This is a genomic window from Arthrobacter sp. zg-Y916, assembly GCF_020907385.1.
In the GTDB taxonomy this organism is placed as follows: Bacteria; Actinomycetota; Actinomycetes; order Actinomycetales; family Micrococcaceae; genus Arthrobacter_B; species Arthrobacter_B caoxuetaonis.
This window is the reverse complement of sequence record NZ_JAJJOD010000001.1, coordinates 390,849-404,791: the sequence shown is the minus strand read 5'-3', so window position 1 is coordinate 404,791 and position 13,943 is coordinate 390,849. Positions and strand designations below refer to the sequence as shown.

The 13,943-nt window shown below is 66.4% G+C and carries 15 protein-coding genes; 7 read left to right on the top strand and 8 right to left on the bottom strand.

Going from position 1 to position 13,943, the window contains the following annotated elements; translation table 11 throughout:
* Positions 1-79: 79 nt before the first annotated feature.
* Positions 80-1,243 carry a sensor histidine kinase gene (locus LOC59_RS01925; protein WP_229970418.1) on the top strand — a complete coding sequence of 388 codons (1,164 nt, stop codon included), beginning with the start codon at positions 80-82 and terminating at the stop codon, positions 1,241-1,243.
* Positions 1,240-1,935, top strand: coding sequence for a response regulator transcription factor (locus LOC59_RS01920; protein ID WP_229970415.1), 696 nt, complete (start codon positions 1,240-1,242; stop codon positions 1,933-1,935). Before LOC59_RS01925 ends, LOC59_RS01920 begins: the two co-directional genes overlap by 4 nt.
* On the opposite strand, the gene LOC59_RS01915 is transcribed toward LOC59_RS01920, so the two are convergent.
* The 3 genes from LOC59_RS01915 to LOC59_RS01905 all read right to left on the bottom strand — a co-directional run bounded on the left by LOC59_RS01915 (position 1,909) and on the right by LOC59_RS01905 (position 4,850).
* On the bottom strand, positions 1,909-2,592 hold the full coding sequence (locus LOC59_RS01915; protein ID WP_423720960.1) for an NUDIX hydrolase: 684 nt from the start codon (positions 2,590-2,592) through the stop codon (positions 1,909-1,911). The two genes, LOC59_RS01920 and LOC59_RS01915, sit on opposite strands and share 27 nt — an antisense overlap.
* On the bottom strand, positions 2,589-3,380 hold the full coding sequence (gene nth / locus LOC59_RS01910; RefSeq protein WP_227894072.1) for an endonuclease III: 792 nt from the start codon (positions 3,378-3,380) through the stop codon (positions 2,589-2,591). The genes LOC59_RS01915 and nth overlap by 4 nt, the downstream gene beginning before the upstream one ends.
* 69 nt (positions 3,381-3,449) lie before the next feature.
* Positions 3,450-4,850 (bottom strand): MFS transporter, encoded by a 1,401-nt coding sequence (locus LOC59_RS01905; RefSeq protein WP_229970413.1) that lies wholly within the window; start codon positions 4,848-4,850, stop codon positions 3,450-3,452.
* A gap of 322 nt (positions 4,851-5,172) precedes the next feature.
* On the opposite strand from LOC59_RS01905, the gene acs reads away from it, so the two are divergent.
* A complete protein-coding gene (gene acs, locus LOC59_RS01900) occupies positions 5,173-7,161 on the top strand; it encodes an acetate--CoA ligase (RefSeq protein ID WP_227915599.1) in 1,989 nt (662 codons plus the stop codon).
* Positions 7,162-7,252: 91 nt separating this feature from the next.
* Here acs and LOC59_RS01895 read toward each other — a convergent pair whose 3' ends face one another.
* Positions 7,253-7,675 carry an organic hydroperoxide resistance protein gene (locus LOC59_RS01895; RefSeq protein ID WP_227894069.1) on the bottom strand — a complete coding sequence of 141 codons (423 nt, stop codon included), beginning with the start codon at positions 7,673-7,675 and terminating at the stop codon, positions 7,253-7,255.
* Positions 7,676-7,785: 110 nt separating this feature from the next.
* On the opposite strand from LOC59_RS01895, the gene LOC59_RS01890 reads away from it, so the two are divergent.
* From LOC59_RS01890 to aroQ, 3 genes are all read left to right on the top strand, one after another.
* Positions 7,786-8,376 (top strand): TetR/AcrR family transcriptional regulator, encoded by a 591-nt coding sequence (locus LOC59_RS01890; protein ID WP_227894068.1) that lies wholly within the window; start codon positions 7,786-7,788, stop codon positions 8,374-8,376.
* Positions 8,377-8,445: 69 nt separating this feature from the next.
* A complete protein-coding gene (locus LOC59_RS01885; RefSeq protein WP_229970411.1) occupies positions 8,446-9,774 on the top strand; it encodes an MFS transporter in 1,329 nt (442 codons plus the stop codon).
* Positions 9,775-9,782: 8 nt separating this feature from the next.
* Positions 9,783-10,250 (top strand): type II 3-dehydroquinate dehydratase, encoded by a 468-nt coding sequence (aroQ, locus tag LOC59_RS01880; RefSeq protein ID WP_227894066.1) that lies wholly within the window; start codon positions 9,783-9,785, stop codon positions 10,248-10,250.
* Positions 10,251-10,253: 3 nt separating this feature from the next.
* Here the strand turns inward: aroQ and LOC59_RS01875 are convergent, their stop codons facing one another.
* The gene (locus tag LOC59_RS01875; protein ID WP_227894065.1) at positions 10,254-11,435 is read right to left on the bottom strand and encodes a MarP family serine protease; all 1,182 of its coding nucleotides are present in this window, start codon (positions 11,433-11,435) and stop codon (positions 10,254-10,256) included.
* A 216-nt stretch (positions 11,436-11,651) separates the two neighbouring features.
* Between LOC59_RS01875 and LOC59_RS01870 the strand changes: the two genes are divergently transcribed.
* On the top strand, positions 11,652-12,329 hold the full coding sequence (locus LOC59_RS01870; protein ID WP_227894064.1) for a Crp/Fnr family transcriptional regulator: 678 nt from the start codon (positions 11,652-11,654) through the stop codon (positions 12,327-12,329).
* A 66-nt stretch (positions 12,330-12,395) separates the two neighbouring features.
* Here LOC59_RS01870 and LOC59_RS01865 read toward each other — a convergent pair whose 3' ends face one another.
* Genes LOC59_RS01865 through LOC59_RS01855 form a run of 3 tightly spaced genes read right to left on the bottom strand, consistent with a single transcriptional unit; the run spans position 12,396 to position 13,940 of the window.
* The gene (locus LOC59_RS01865; RefSeq protein WP_229970409.1) at positions 12,396-13,310 is read right to left on the bottom strand and encodes an NUDIX hydrolase; all 915 of its coding nucleotides are present in this window, start codon (positions 13,308-13,310) and stop codon (positions 12,396-12,398) included.
* Positions 13,303-13,785 (bottom strand): RidA family protein, encoded by a 483-nt coding sequence (locus LOC59_RS01860; RefSeq protein WP_227894062.1) that lies wholly within the window; start codon positions 13,783-13,785, stop codon positions 13,303-13,305. Before LOC59_RS01860 ends, LOC59_RS01865 begins: the two co-directional genes overlap by 8 nt.
* The gene (locus LOC59_RS01855; RefSeq protein ID WP_141653630.1) at positions 13,785-13,940 is read right to left on the bottom strand and encodes a DUF4177 domain-containing protein; all 156 of its coding nucleotides are present in this window, start codon (positions 13,938-13,940) and stop codon (positions 13,785-13,787) included. Before LOC59_RS01855 ends, LOC59_RS01860 begins: the two co-directional genes overlap by 1 nt.
* Between the last annotated feature and the right edge of the window lie 3 nt (positions 13,941-13,943).

Below are 13,943 nucleotides of genomic sequence, written 5' to 3'. Positions count from 1 at the left end.
TTGTTGGCCAGTCGGCGTCGTGAAGTTCATGCTTTCGGCTAATTGCCGCTCTCCAGGGCCCCTCACTAGGATCAATGAGATGCCACAACGACTCGAACACCCCAGCGCCCTGAAAACTGCTGGCCTGACCTTCGGCGCCGCCGTAACGGGTCTCCTGGTTTTCCTGGTTGTTCAGGGCAGCATGCTTCCGCCCGACGGCGCCGATCCCGCCCCCTTCATCGGCCTGATGTTCCTGGACTTTATGCTGGGTGTCGCCGCCTTTGGCCTCCTCCCCCTGGCCCTCCGCCGGTTCCCCGTAGGTGCCGGGCTGGGGATCATCGCCCTGTCCTCCCTGTCAACGCTGGCCTTCGTTCCTGCCTGCATGGCCCTCATCGGAATTGCCGCGCTGCGCCGCCCCCGAGCCCTGGCGGCAGCGGTGCTGGTTTATGCCGCTGCCGTCGCGGTGGACCTGACAGTCCGCCCTGTGGAAGACATGGCCTGGTGGGCCTTGTCGCTGACCGCGCTGGCCATGCTCCTCGTCCTTGTCCTGATCGGCCTGAACCGCGGCGCACGCCGGGCGCTGATAGCCTCACTCAGGCACGAAGCGGACAGCGCGCGCCGCGAGCAGGATGCCCTCGCCGCCCAGGCACGGCTGGCTGAGCGCACCCGCATCGCCCGGGAAATGCATGACACCCTGTCCCACCGGCTCAGCCTCATTGCCATGCATGCGGGAGCCCTGGAGTACCGCGCGGACCTTGACCGGGAGACCATCCGTTCCACTGCCGCCGTGCTGCGCGAAACTGCTCACACGGCTGCCGGGGAGTTGCGCACGGTCTTGTCCGTGCTGCGGGAGGAAGCCGCGGAAACCTCGCCGCAGCCCACCGTCCATTCCATTCCCGCCCTGGTTGAAACGGCCCGCGCAGCCGGCAGCGACGTCACGCTTCACATGGATCCGCCGCTGCGGGGAGACGAGGCAGCTTCTCTGCCGGACGCCACGTCGCGCCACCTCTACCGCGTGGTGCAGGAAGGACTCACCAACGCGCAGAAACACGCTCCCGGCCTGCCGGTCACGGTATCGCTGACCGGTGGCCCCGGGCGGGGAATCACTGTATCCGCGAGCAACCCGGTGTCCGGGCAGGTCACCGCTGCGCCGGGTGGACTGGGACTGGTTGGCCTTGCCGAACGTGCCCGGCTCGCGGACGGCACTTTTGAATCCGGCCTCCGCCACGGCATGTACACCACCACCGTGAAGGTTCCGTGGTGAGTGGGGAACCGATCCGGATCCTGGTCGTAGATGATGAGCCCCTGATCCGGGCCGGGCTGCGGCTCATTCTTGAAGGTGCCCCGGATATTTCCATTGTTGGTGAAGCCGGCGACGGCGAGGCAGCGCTCAGGCTCGCTGCCGAGCACCGGCCCGACGTCGTGCTGATGGACATCCGTATGCCCGTACTGAATGGAATCGCGGCGACGGAACGCATTACCGGGTCCCTGCGCCCGCCACGGATCATCGTCCTGACTTCGTTCGACACCGATGACTTTATTCTGGACGCGCTGCGGGCAGGGGCCAGCGGATTCCTGCTCAAGGACACGGCCCCCGCAGACCTGGTATCCGCCGTCCGGGACGCTGCACAGGACAACCTGCGCTTCTCCCCGAAAATCCTCAGGCGGATCGTCGCCGCGGCAGCCTCAGCCCCGGGCCCCGCCCAGCTTCCCGAGGACCGGTTGAAGGAACTGAGCAACCGTGAACGCGCCGTGGCAGAGGCGGTAGCCCGGGGGCTGACGAACACGGAGATCAGTGCCGAACTTTTCGTCAGTGTCGCCACCGTCAAGACGCATGTCGCCAATGCCTTTACCAAGCTGGACGTGACCAACCGCGTCCAGCTCGCCGTAGCGGTCCTGGAATCGGGGCCGCCCAGGCCAGGCACCCGGCTAGAGGGCAGGGACCATCTCGCGTGAGGTGTCCCACGGCAGCGTCCAGCCGAGCTGGTTGAACAGATCGTCCAGGATCAGGGCCGTGAAGCCCCAAACCACCACGCCGTTCACCAGGAACGCCGGCCCGCGGTGCACCTGTCCCCCGCGGGCGACCACGGTGGTGCGCCGGTTGGCCGGGTCCAGCAGGTCCGCTACCGGGACGCGGAACACCGAAGCGGATTCAGCCTCATCCACAACATCGACCGGCGTCGGCTTGTCCCACCATCCCAGCACCGGCGTGACCAGGAAGTTGCTGACCGGCAGCCCCACTTCCGGCAGCGCACCGAGGATCCGCACGCCGGAGGGATCCAGCCCGGTCTCCTCGTTCGCTTCGCGGAGGGCGGCAGCAATGGCATCGGTGTCGGAGTCATCTACGGCACCGCCGGGAAAGGCGATCTGGCCGGGATGCGAGTTCAGCGTGGAAGCTCGTTCCACAAAGAGTACGTCCAGGTCATCGGGCACCGCGTCGGCGTGGAAGCGTGCCGGATGCTCATCCAGCACGCCGAACAGGATCAGCACCGCCGCGGCCCGGGCAGCGTCAGGATCCACGGCCCGGGTCATGAACCGCAGGTCCCGGCCAAAGTTGCCGGCGCCGTCGGATACCAAAGCGCCGAAAGCCTCCAGCTCTGCCTGGGCGCTCATGCTTCGAGCCCGAATCCCGCGGCGCGGAGTTCCGCCCGGGTTTCGGAAGCCATCATCCGGGCTAGCAGCTCTTCGCGTCCCGGCGCCAGCTCGTACTTCAGCAGTTTCCGGGCCTTGTCCGGGTCCGTCTCGCCTTCGCCGTAGGAAGGGCACAGCTGCGCGACAGCGCAAACACCGCAGGCGGGCTTCTTGGCATGACAGACTCGGCGTCCGTGGAAGACCACGCGGTTGGACAGCGGCGTCCAGTCCTTGGGTTCGAACAGCTCCGCCACGTCCTGCTCAACCTTGACCGGGTCCTTCGATTCGGTCCAGCCGAACCGGCGGGACAGCCGCAGGAAGTGGGTGTCTACGGTGATGCCGGGAACCCCAAAAGCGTTGCCGAGGACCACGTTGGCGGTCTTGCGGCCCACACCGGCCAGTTTCACCAGATCTTCGAGCTTGTTGGGCACCTGGCCGTCATAATCGTCCACGATCTGTGTGGCCAGCTTCTTGATCGCAGCGGACTTGGCCCGGAAGAAACCAGTGGGCCGGATGATTTCCTGGAGCTCGGCTTCGTCGGCCTCCGACAGCGCGCGTGCATCCGGGTAGCGGGCGAAGAGAACCGGGGTCACGGCATTCACGCGCACGTCCGTGGTCTGCGCGGAGAGCACCGTGGCGATCAGCAGTTCGAAGGCGTTGGTGAAGTCCAGTTCAGCCACCGCGTAGGGGTACAGCTCCCCGAGCAGGCGGTTGATCTTTCGTGCGCGGCGCTTGAGCGCCAGCAGGGAGGCGTCACTGCCGGTTGCCATAGGGGTTTCGTCCTTCGCAGTTGGCTGAGCCCCGCGGCCGCAGGGGCAGCGGGGCTCCTTGCCGGGGTCTTAGTGTCCGGAGTTTTCGTCGCTGACGCGTTCGATGTTGCTCAGGTCGCGCAGGACGCCGATGCGCCCGGTGCGCTTGTCCTGGACGAGGAATTCGTGGCCGCGGTCTTCCAGGCCCAGTTCCCAGTCGCCCGGGTAGAACATGAACAGCGGCATTCCCGTGCGCTCGTCAACAATCTGGCGGGGCGTACCCACGGCAAACCAGAATGCCTCAACAACGTTCTCGTTCTCCTCGCGCGTAGCGGAGATCCATTCCGAGGACTGCGTTGCGGGAGAGCCCGACGACGGCGAGCCGGCGGACACCGCCGGGTTCACCGTGGTGGCGGGCAGGGATTGCTGCCCGGCCGGAGCCGGCGCCTCCGCAGGCTGCTCGGAAGAATCCTGGCTGGAAGGGGCCTGGTTGGAAGAAGCCTGGGTGGAAGGGGCCTGGGCGTTTTCCGGCCGGTCCGTGCCGGAACCCGCAGGAGCAGTTTCGCCGAACGCGGCACCCGTTCGAGGCGTGCCTGCACCAGCGGATCCTGCACCGGCAGCTCCTGCCGCAGCTCCGGCAGCGGCCGCAGCGGCACCCCCGGCAACGCCGGTTGCACCAGCACCAGCGCCGGAAGCGCCGGGACGGACATCGCCCTGCCCTGCAGGAGCAGGAGCACCGTGATCCCGCTCGGCCCCGGGACGTCCTGCGTTCGGCGCGCCGTGGCGCTCTCCGTCATGGTCAGTCGAAACACGTCCCTCGTCCGGCCGGGCCGCCGCTGTCTGCCGTGCATCGCGCTCCTGGCGGGCGTCGGGATACTGCCCGAAGGCACCGGTATGCGGCTGGCCGGCGGGGTGGCCTGCGTCCTTGGGAGCAGGCGCAGGCTTGGGTGCGCGCGCCAGGGGAAGGGCCTCACGGGCCACCGGGTGGGCGGGGATTTCCTTCCGGCCGGAAAATTCCGCGGAGAACGGCGGAATGTGCGGCGCAAACGTGGTGGCTGCTACGAGCACAATGGCACCAATGAGGCAGATCAGGGCGCCGACGCTGAAGACGTACACCAGCTGGAGGAAAAAGAAGATGACAGCAAGCACCGCAATCACCGAGGCGAACTGGTCCAGCGACAGCGAGCCGACGCGCAGGCGTGTTCCCGGAGACAGACGTCGAGCGACAAACAGGCCGGCAACTGCCACCGGCATGATGATGCCGATTCCGACGAAGAACAGGGAGAAGGCGGACCAGAGGTTGAGCCTGCCCCCCGTGGCGAAGGGAAGGACGCTGCCAATGAGCAGCAGCAGGACGGCTGATCCAACCACGATGTCGCGCAGCCCGAAAGGACCGGCTACGGCGTGGGGCCCTCCGTCAACAGAGGCCTGCTTCGGCGCTGGTGCATCCGCGTCCGTGCGTGCCTCATTTTCGATGTGGGGCTGGTTCATTCTCGTCTCCGTTCCGACAGCAACCATCCGGAAGGCGGGTGCGCCGACCGTGCAGGCACCGCCGCGGCGGCGCCACAAGCGGTTTGCTTTCAGTAACAGCCTAGTTCCCGCCAGTTGGACAGACTACCCGGGCGGCCCCGGCTGCGGCATGCAGGAGCTACCGTTCATCGCATAAACGCCCCGTTTCACGGAGGCGGATGTGAGCGGCGCCACAGCGGTGGTGCTGCCGGGTTAGGGTTGGGGAAATACAGCACAGAACCCCGCCGGCCGGGCGCAAGCCCGGAAAAGGCGGCCGGGTGAGAGCCAACCGAAAGGGTCCGAGATGTCTGAACAGCCACCGGTCAAGCAGCAGGGCGAAGCACTGGAGAACCTCTACCATGAGCACCGCAGCTTTCCGCCCAGCGCGGAATTTGCCGCGGCCGCGGTGGCACAGCCGGAACTTTACGAGGACGCCGCAGCCGCCGGACCGGAGTTCTGGGCCCGGCAGGCACGGGACCTGCTGAGCTGGGATGAGGACTTCACCCAGACCCTGGACTTCTCCGACGCACCCTTCGCCAAGTGGTTCGTAGGCGGAAAGCTCAACGCGTCCTACAACGCGCTGGACCGCCACGTTGAACAGGGGCGCGGAGACCGCGTCGCCATCTACTTCGAGGGCGAGCCCGGCGACACCCGCACGTACACCTACGCCCAGCTCACCGAAGAAGTGAAGAAGGCCGCCAACGCCTTCGAGTCGCTCGGGGTGTCCAAGGGCGACCGTGTTGCCGTCTACCTGCCGATGATCCCCGAAGCTGTCATCACCATGCTGGCCTGCGCCCGGATTGGCGCCGTCCACTCCGTGGTCTTCGGCGGCTTCTCCGCAGATGCCCTGCGCAGCCGCATCGACGACGCCGAAGCGAAGCTCGTCGTGACCGCCGACGGTTCCTACCGCCGCGGCAAGCCCACCCAGCTGAAGCCGGCCGTGGACGAATCCCTGGTAAAGGACGGCCACAGTGTGCAGCACGTCCTGGTGGTCAAGCGCAACGGCGAGCCCGTGGACTGGACCGATGGCCGCGACGTGTGGTGGGACGACGCCGTCGCCACTGCGAGCGCCGAGCACACGCCCGTACCGCATGACTCCGAGCACCCGCTGTTCATCCTCTACACCTCCGGCACCACCGGGAAGCCGAAGGGTATCCTGCACACCACGGGCGGGTACCTGACCCAGACCGCGTTCACGCACCTCGCCACCTTCGACCTCAAGCCCGAGACCGATGTCTACTGGTGCACCGCCGACGTCGGCTGGGTGACCGGCCACAGCTATGTCACCTACGCACCGCTGGTCAACGGTGCCACGCAGCTGATGTACGAAGGCACCCCGGACACACCCCACCAGGGCCGCTGGTGGGAGCTGGTGGAGAAGTACAAGGTGTCCATCCTCTACACGGCGCCGACTGCGATCCGGACCTGCATGAAGTGGGGACGGGACATTCCCGGGAAGTTCAACCTGGACTCCATCCGGGTGCTGGGAACCGTGGGCGAGCCGATCAACCCCGAAGCCTGGATGTGGTACCGCACGGTGATCGGCGGCAATGGCGGCAAGAAGGAAATCCCGGCCCCGATCGTGGATACGTGGTGGCAGACCGAAACCGGTGCCCACATGATCGCGCCGATGCCCGGAGTCACGGCCACCAAGCCCGGATCGGCCCAGGTGCCCGTCCCCGGCATCTCCGTGGACGTGGTGGATGAAATGGGACAGCCGGTGCCCAACGGTTCCGGCGGTTTCCTGGTGGTGAAGGAACCCTGGCCCGCAATGCTGCGCGGCATCTGGGGAGATCCGCAGCGCTTCAAGGACACCTACTGGTCCCGGTTCGACAACATGTACTTTGCCGGTGACGGCGCCAAGAAGGACGAGGACGGTGACATCTGGCTGCTCGGCCGGGTCGACGACGTCATGAACGTGTCCGGACACCGGCTCTCCACTACGGAGATCGAGTCTGCACTCGTCAGCCATCCCTCGGTGGCGGAAGCCGCCGTCGTTGGTGCCGTTGATGAGACCACGGGTGAAGCTGTGGTCGCCTTCGTGATCCTGCGCGGCAGTGCCAAGGACGACGCCGACATCGTCACCACGCTGCGCAACCACGTGGGCAAGGAGATCGGCCCCATCGCGAAGCCGCGGCACATCCTGGTGGTTCCCGAACTGCCCAAGACCCGGTCCGGCAAGATCATGCGCCGCCTGCTCAAGGACGTGGCCGAGGGCCGCGAGCCGGGCGACTCAAGCACGCTGGCCGACAACACGGTGATGTCCCAGATTGCGGAGTCCCTGCGCAAGTAGCATCCCGCTGTCCGCGCGAACGAGATAACAGAAACTGCCCGTATCGGACCTGATACGGGCAGTTTCTGTTATCTCGGTGAGTTTGGAAGGACTAGCCGACGACGGCGTCCACTTCCACGTCGATGTTGCCGCGGGTGGCGTTGGAGTACGGGCAGACCTGGTGTGCTTCCTGGGCAAGCTTGTCAGCCGTTGGCTGGTCCACACCGGACATTTCCACGTGGAGGGCCACGGCGAGCTGGAAGCCGCCCTCTTCCCTGGGGTTGATGCTGACCTCGGCGGTGACCGCACTGTCGCTGATCTCGGCCTTCGCCTGGCGGGCCACCATCTTCAGTGCCGAGTGGAAACAGGCCGCGTAGCCCACGGCGAAGAGCTGCTCCGGGTTGGTTGCCCCGCCGGCGCCGCCCATTTCCTGCGGAACAGCGAGATCCACCGCCAGCAGGCCATCGCTCGTCCGGGCTTCGCCGTTCCGGCCGTCACCGGTGGCGGTTGCAACTGCGGTGTAGAGGGCACTCATGGGAACTCCTTGGGGGTAGGAAACGTCTTCGTGAACAGCGGGACTTTGCCTCGCCGTCCAAGTAGACTAACTAGTAAGTCTACTAAACGCCATCCCCAGGAGCCCCCGCTATGGCACCCACTCCCCCTGCAGGCACTCCCCCGGTCCGGGACCGCATCCTGGCAGCTGCCGGCGAACTGTTCTACGCCGAGGGCATCCGGGCGGTCAGCGCCGACAAGATCATCGCCGCGGCGTCCACCACCAAGGTCACCTTCTACCGCTACTTCCCAACCAAGGACGATCTGGTTGCCGGGTACCTGGACGCCCAGTCGGACCGGATCCGCGAGGCCGCCGCCCGGCTTCCGGCAGATCCCTGCCAGGCACTTGCTGCCCTTGCGGACGCCATGGGCACGGAAGCATGCCGCCCGGGCTTTCGGGGGTGCCCGTTCATCAACGCTGCCGCCGAGTATCCTGCTGCGGACCACCCGGTGCGTGCTGCCGTGGAGCGCCACCGCAACTGGTTCCACGGCCTCGTGGCTGACCTGGCCGCACGGTTGGGCGCCGAGGACCCGCAGCAGGCGGCAGACCAGCTGGTCATGCTCCGGGACGGGGCCATGGTGCACGGCTATGTCTCCGATCCCACGGGGGTCGGCCCCAGCCTGCTGCAGGCCGGACGCGCGGTCCTGCAGCTGCACCTTCCAGCCGGCACCGCACTCCGCTGACCGGCCCTGAATGAGCCACCCCGCGGGCCGGTTGGCAAAACACCGGAACACCTAGCACAATCAGCACTTGTGTCTACTTCCCCCACAGCAGTGAACCCTGCCCAACGCGCCCGCATGGCCCGCAAGGTTGCCGGCGCTTCGTTCGTCGGAACCGCACTGGAGTCCTATGACTTCTACGTCTTTGGTACCGCAGCGGCCCTGATCCTGAACCGGGTGTTCTTCCCGGACGTGGACCCGGTGACCGGCACCCTGCTCGCGTTCCTTTCCCTGGGCATGGGGTTCGTGGCCCGGCCGCTGGGCGCAATCCTCTTCGGACACATCGGTGACCGGGTGGGGCGGAAGAAGTCGCTCATCTACACCATCGTGCTGATGGGACTGGCAACCGGCGTGATCGGGCTGCTGCCCGATTACAACGCCATCGGCATCTGGGCGCCGGTGCTGCTGGTGCTGCTGCGCCTGCTGCAGGGCCTGGCAGTGGGCGGGGAATGGGGCGGAGCGGTCCTTATCGCCAGCGAACACGGAGAACCCAAGAAGCGGGCGCTGTTCGCTGCGATCCCCCAGATCGGCTCTCCGGTCGGGACCATCATGGTCACGGCCACCTTCCTGCTCCTGGCCCAGGTCTCCCCCGAGGCTATGGAAGCCGGGGTCTGGCGGATCCCGTTCCTGCTGGCCTTCCCCTTCATGGCGGTGGCCCTGTACATGCGCCTGGCGATTGACGAAACTCCGGTCTTCAAGGACGTCGCCGAGCACAAGGAAGTGGCACGGGTCCCCCTGCTCGACGTGCTGCGCACCCAGCCCGCCGCCGTCGGCATTGCCATGGCCGCAGCCCTGCTGGGTATTGGCTCCTACTTCCTGATGACCACCTACACGCAGGCCTACGGCATTTCCGAACTGGGACTCTCCCAATCAACGGTCCTGAACGCAGCGCTGGTCGGCTCGGTGCTGCAGCTCGCCACGATTCCGGCGTTCGGCTACCTCGCCACCAAGATCGGTTCGGCGAAAGTGGTCGCTGCCGGCGCAGCCGCGACACTGCTGATTTCCTTCCCGCTGTACTACCTGATCAGCATCGCCAACCAGCCGGTCTACATCCTCACGATCCTGATCGGCGGAATCGCCCCGACCGCGGCCTGGGCTGCGCTCGGCGGCTTGATGGCGGATCTGTTCCCGGCCCGCACGGGCTTTACCGCCATGTCGATCGCCTACAGCTTCGCAGGGATCCTGGCCGGCTTCACTCCCGCGGTCACACAGGTCTTCTCCGACGCGACCGGAGCCGCGTGGTGGCACCCGGGTGCGGTGTTGGCGCTGATGTCGCTGGTGACCATCGCCGGTGCGCTGGGCGCCGGGCGCATGATCAAGGCGAGGTCACAGACTGAACCGGCCGCGGCCGTTGCGGCATAGTTGAGTCCATGACTACACCGACTCGCAACCTGCTGGTCCTGAACGGACCGAACCTGAACCTGCTCGGCACCCGCGAACCGGCGGTGTACGGCAGGCACACACTCGACGACGTCGAGGCCACCGCCATGTCCGCGGCCGAAGCCCACGGCTGGACTGCAGACTGCATCCAGTCCAACCACGAGGGCGACCTGATCGACGCGATCCACGGAGCGCCGGGGCTGGCTGACGCGATCATCATCAACCCGGCTGCTTACAGCCACACGTCCGTGGCCCTGCGCGACGCGCTCTCCGGCGTCGGCCTTCCGGTGGTGGAAGTACACCTGAGCAACATCCACAAGCGCGAAGAGTTCCGCCACCATTCCTTCGTCTCAGCCGTCGCCGAGGTCGTGATCTGCGGAGCGGGAATCCATGGCTACCGGATGGCAGTTGATTACCTCGCCGCCACACTGGACCCGCAGGGCGGGCAATCCCAGTAGCGGCTATTCGCTGATGCACTCCCCTGCCGAGACGGAGCTGCGGTAGCTTGACGCGGCTTCGGCGATCGGCCCGAGCTCGGCAAGTGAGAGTGCATACCCGATCGGCTGGTCGCCGGTGGTCTTCGCGAAGATCACTCCGGCCACCCGTCCGTCAATGTCCAGCAGCGGCCCCCCGGAGTTGCCCTGCTGCACATTGGCGGCAAGCGTGTAGACCTCCAGGACCTCGGGCGAGGTGCCGTAGATGCTGCGGACCGAAACGTCACCGAGGTTCTGGACCGTGGCCGGCTGCAGCCGGAAGGGGCCGCCCGCGGGATACCCGGCGAACGCCACCGTCGTCCCGTCCGCCAGCCGTTCTCCCAGCGCGATCGGTTCGGCATCCAGGTTGTCAACGGCAATCACGGCGAGGTCCCGCGCCGGGTCAAAGTGCACCACGCGTCCCGGCAGAACTCCTCCGCCCGGCACCTGGACCACGGGTTCCCTGACCCCGGCGACGACGTGCGCGTTGGTGATGACGCGGTCATCAGCGACCACGAAGCCGGAACCGGTCTGGTTCTGGCCGCACTGGAAGGCCGTTCCGGTGATCTTCAGGACGGAGGCAGACGACGCCGTCAGGGCCTCGGAGCTAATCCCTTCGGTGGGCACTTCAACGGCTTCCGGCACCGCGCTGTCCAGTATCCGCGGCAGCCCCTCATCAATCGTGAAGGAGCGGATCTGGGCGGCCCAGGTCTTCACCGGATCCGGGGTTGCCGAATCGATCGCTGCCAGGACCCGCGAGGCAGCAATCTGCTGCGAGAGGAAGGGCATGCCCAGGGTTGCGATGCTGAAGGCCAGCATCGACATCACCACCGCGGCGACGACCACGTTCAGCGCCCCACCGAGAATACGGTCCAGGGCACGCAGCGGTGCGAAGTTGAACCAGCGGCGGACTCCGGCGCCCAGGGCAGCACCTGCGGCGTGGCCCACGAGGACCAGGATGACGGCGGTGGCGATCACAGCGACCAGCCGCCACGTCTCGTCGGGAACCCATCCGGAGACCAGCGGGATCGCAAAGAAGGCAGCTATGGCACCGGCCACGAAGCCCACGATGCCGCCGAGACTGACCGCAAGACCGTTGCGCAGGCCCGCCAGGAGGTAGAAAAAGAGCGCCAGCAGCAGGATGATGTCCAGAACGGTGAGTCCGAGCACAAAGAGCTCCAATAAGATGTAAGTACACGTGCGGCTGCCAGGTAGCCCTTAGCATCCCGAGTCTAGCGGGCTGTACCGGCGTTTGAACGGCGGTGTTGCCCGGGCCACAACCGGCGGCCGTTTTATCATCCGAGCGCGAACAAGGCTATTACAGCTGTCACATGGCTCTCCTGTGCGGCAAGATAATAGAAGCGACAACTATTTACAGGAGATTTCATGGATATCGAGGTATTGCGCCGCGCGCCTTTGTTCGCCTCACTGGGAGACGACGTCTTCGCCGCATTGACTGCCGAGCTCACCGAGGTCGACCTGTCCCGCGGAGCGTCTGTTTTCCGCGAAGGCGACCAGGGCGACCAGCTGTATTTCATCGTGTCCGGAAAGATCAAGCTGGGGCGTTCCGCGCCCGACGGCCGGGAAAACCTGCTGGCCATTCTTGGCCCTGGTGAACTCTTCGGCGAGATGGCCCTTTTTGATCCCAGCCCCCGCACCGCAACTGCGACGGCTGTGTCCGAAACCCGCCTCGCCGGGCTGCGCCACGACAACCTGCGGGCACTGATCGAGACCCGTCCCGAGGTCTCGGTACAGCTGCTTCAGGCCTTGGCCCGCCGGCTGCGCCGGACCAACGAATCCCTGGCTGACCTGGTCTTCTCGGACGTACCGGGCCGTGTTGCCAAGGCACTGCTGGACCTTGCCGACCGCTTCGGCCGGCCGGCAACAGACGGCATTCTCGTGGCCCACGAGCTGACCCAGGAAGAGCTGGCCCAGCTCGTCGGTGCCTCACGCGAAACCGTGAACAAGGCCCTCGCGGAATTCGTCCAGCGCGGCTGGCTCCGGCTCGAAGCCCGCGCTGTCGTCATCCTGGACGTACAGCGGCTGCGCCAGCGCTCCCGCTAGGACCGCGGTAAAAAGGCACTGTTTCCCGCGAGGGAACAGTGCCTTTTTTCGTGCGTCAGGTCCGAATCAGCGGCCGCGCTGCCCCGCACCCTCCGCTGCATCGTTGCCGGACACGCGCAGCAGGTAGACGCCGTCGTCGTCCTTCACCAGTTCGGGCTGGTGCACAGTGTTCGGCCGGCGGTGCGCCAGATAGGCAATACAGCCCTTGGCCTTGGCCAGTTTCTCGAGCATCAGCTGCACTGACGGGACGGTGAGCTGCTCAAGGGTCAGGCCCACTGTGTCCGGCTGGCCCACCTCGTCGCCCAGCGCCGTCGTCTGCCGGCGTTCGAATTCGTGCGCCGCGATGCACCATTTGCCCCAGATCCCCTTGCCCTGCAGCAGCGAGGACTCCTGCCCCAGCGGCTGGACGGCCGCAAAGTAATACGTGTCAAAGCGGCGCAGAGCGAAGTCGGCGGTTTGCCAGTGGGACAGCGGACGGAGCAGGTCTGTGCGGAGTCCCAGCCCCCGGCGCGCAAGAAGTGCCGGGAACGATTTCTCTCCGGAGGCTATGCCTTCCCGTGCTTCCATCCATTCCGGTCCGCGGTTGCTTTCCAGCAGGGTGGAGGCATCCGGCCCGGCCAGCAGGATCCCGGTCTCTTCGAAGAGCTCCCGGATCGCGGCCACCACATGGCGCATGGCCTGCTGGTGGTCGTCCATCCCCAGCGCCTTGGCCCACTCCGATGGCGTGGGACCGAACCAGGGCACCTGGTCGCCGTCTGTTTCCTCCAGGCTTCCGCCGGGAAAGGCAATCTTTCCCAGCGGTGACTCGCCCCGGCGGTACCGCAGGAAAACCTCCGCGCCTTCCCGGGAATCGCGCAGGAGGAGTACTGACGACGCGGCGCGCGGCTTGCGGGGCGTGCCCTCGCCGCGCTCAAACCAGCTTTCCGCTGCCGCCTGCTGTGCGGGCGGCAGCGGGAAAAGACGGTTGGTAAAGCTAGGCAAATTCCGCGATCACTTCCACTTCCACCGGGGAATCCAGCGGAAGGACGGCGACGCCGACGGCGGAGCGGGCATGGCTGCCGGCCTCACCGAAGACCTGGCCGAGCAGTTCGGAGGCACCGTTGATGACCCCCGGCTGTCCGGTAAAGGAGGGATCCGACGCCACGAAGCCGACCACTTTCACAATCCTGGTCACACGGTCCAGGTCGCCGATCTGCGCCTTGATCGCGGCCAGCGCATTGACGGCACAGCGTGCCGCATAGGCCTTGGCGTCCTCGGCGGAGACCTCTGCCCCGACCTTGCCCACGGCCGGCAGCCCTCCGTCAACGAATGGAAGCTGCCCCGAGGTGTACACGTGGTTGCCGGTCACGACCGCCGGAACGTAGGCAGCCACGGGTGCAGCTACGCCGGGAAGCTCCAGGCCCAGTTCCGCCAGCCGCTGCTCGACGGCGGATACGGCCTCGGGGCCGGCACTCACTAGGCCTTCTCCCGTTTCATGTAGGCCACGGATCCGGTGCCGTTCGGTGCGGGGGTGATCTGCACCAGCTCCCACCCTTCTTCACCGTGCATGTTCAGCACGGCGCCGGGGGTGTGCAAAGGCAGCGGTGTAATGAAGTATTCCCATTTGCTCATGAT

Excerpts from the sequence above, each read along its gene's own strand:
- LOC59_RS01925 (WP_229970418.1), top strand. The coding sequence starts at position 80 with ATGCCACAACGACTCGAACACCCCAGCGCCCTGAAAACTGCTGGCCTG.
- LOC59_RS01915 (WP_423720960.1), bottom strand. The coding sequence starts at position 2,592 with ATGAGCGCCCAGGCAGAGCTGGAGGCTTTCGGCGCTTTGGTATCCGAC.
- nth (WP_227894072.1), bottom strand. The coding sequence starts at position 3,380 with ATGGCAACCGGCAGTGACGCCTCCCTGCTGGCGCTCAAGCGCCGCGCA.
- LOC59_RS01905 (WP_229970413.1), bottom strand. The coding sequence starts at position 4,850 with ATGAACCAGCCCCACATCGAAAATGAGGCACGCACGGACGCGGATGCA.
- acs (WP_227915599.1), top strand. The coding sequence starts at position 5,173 with ATGTCTGAACAGCCACCGGTCAAGCAGCAGGGCGAAGCACTGGAGAAC.
- LOC59_RS01895 (WP_227894069.1), bottom strand. The coding sequence starts at position 7,675 with ATGAGTGCCCTCTACACCGCAGTTGCAACCGCCACCGGTGACGGCCGG.
- LOC59_RS01890 (WP_227894068.1), top strand. The coding sequence starts at position 7,786 with ATGGCACCCACTCCCCCTGCAGGCACTCCCCCGGTCCGGGACCGCATC.
- aroQ (WP_227894066.1), top strand. The coding sequence starts at position 9,783 with ATGACTACACCGACTCGCAACCTGCTGGTCCTGAACGGACCGAACCTG.
- LOC59_RS01870 (WP_227894064.1), top strand. The coding sequence starts at position 11,652 with ATGGATATCGAGGTATTGCGCCGCGCGCCTTTGTTCGCCTCACTGGGA.
- LOC59_RS01855 (WP_141653630.1), bottom strand. The coding sequence starts at position 13,940 with ATGAGCAAATGGGAATACTTCATTACACCGCTGCCTTTGCACACCCCC.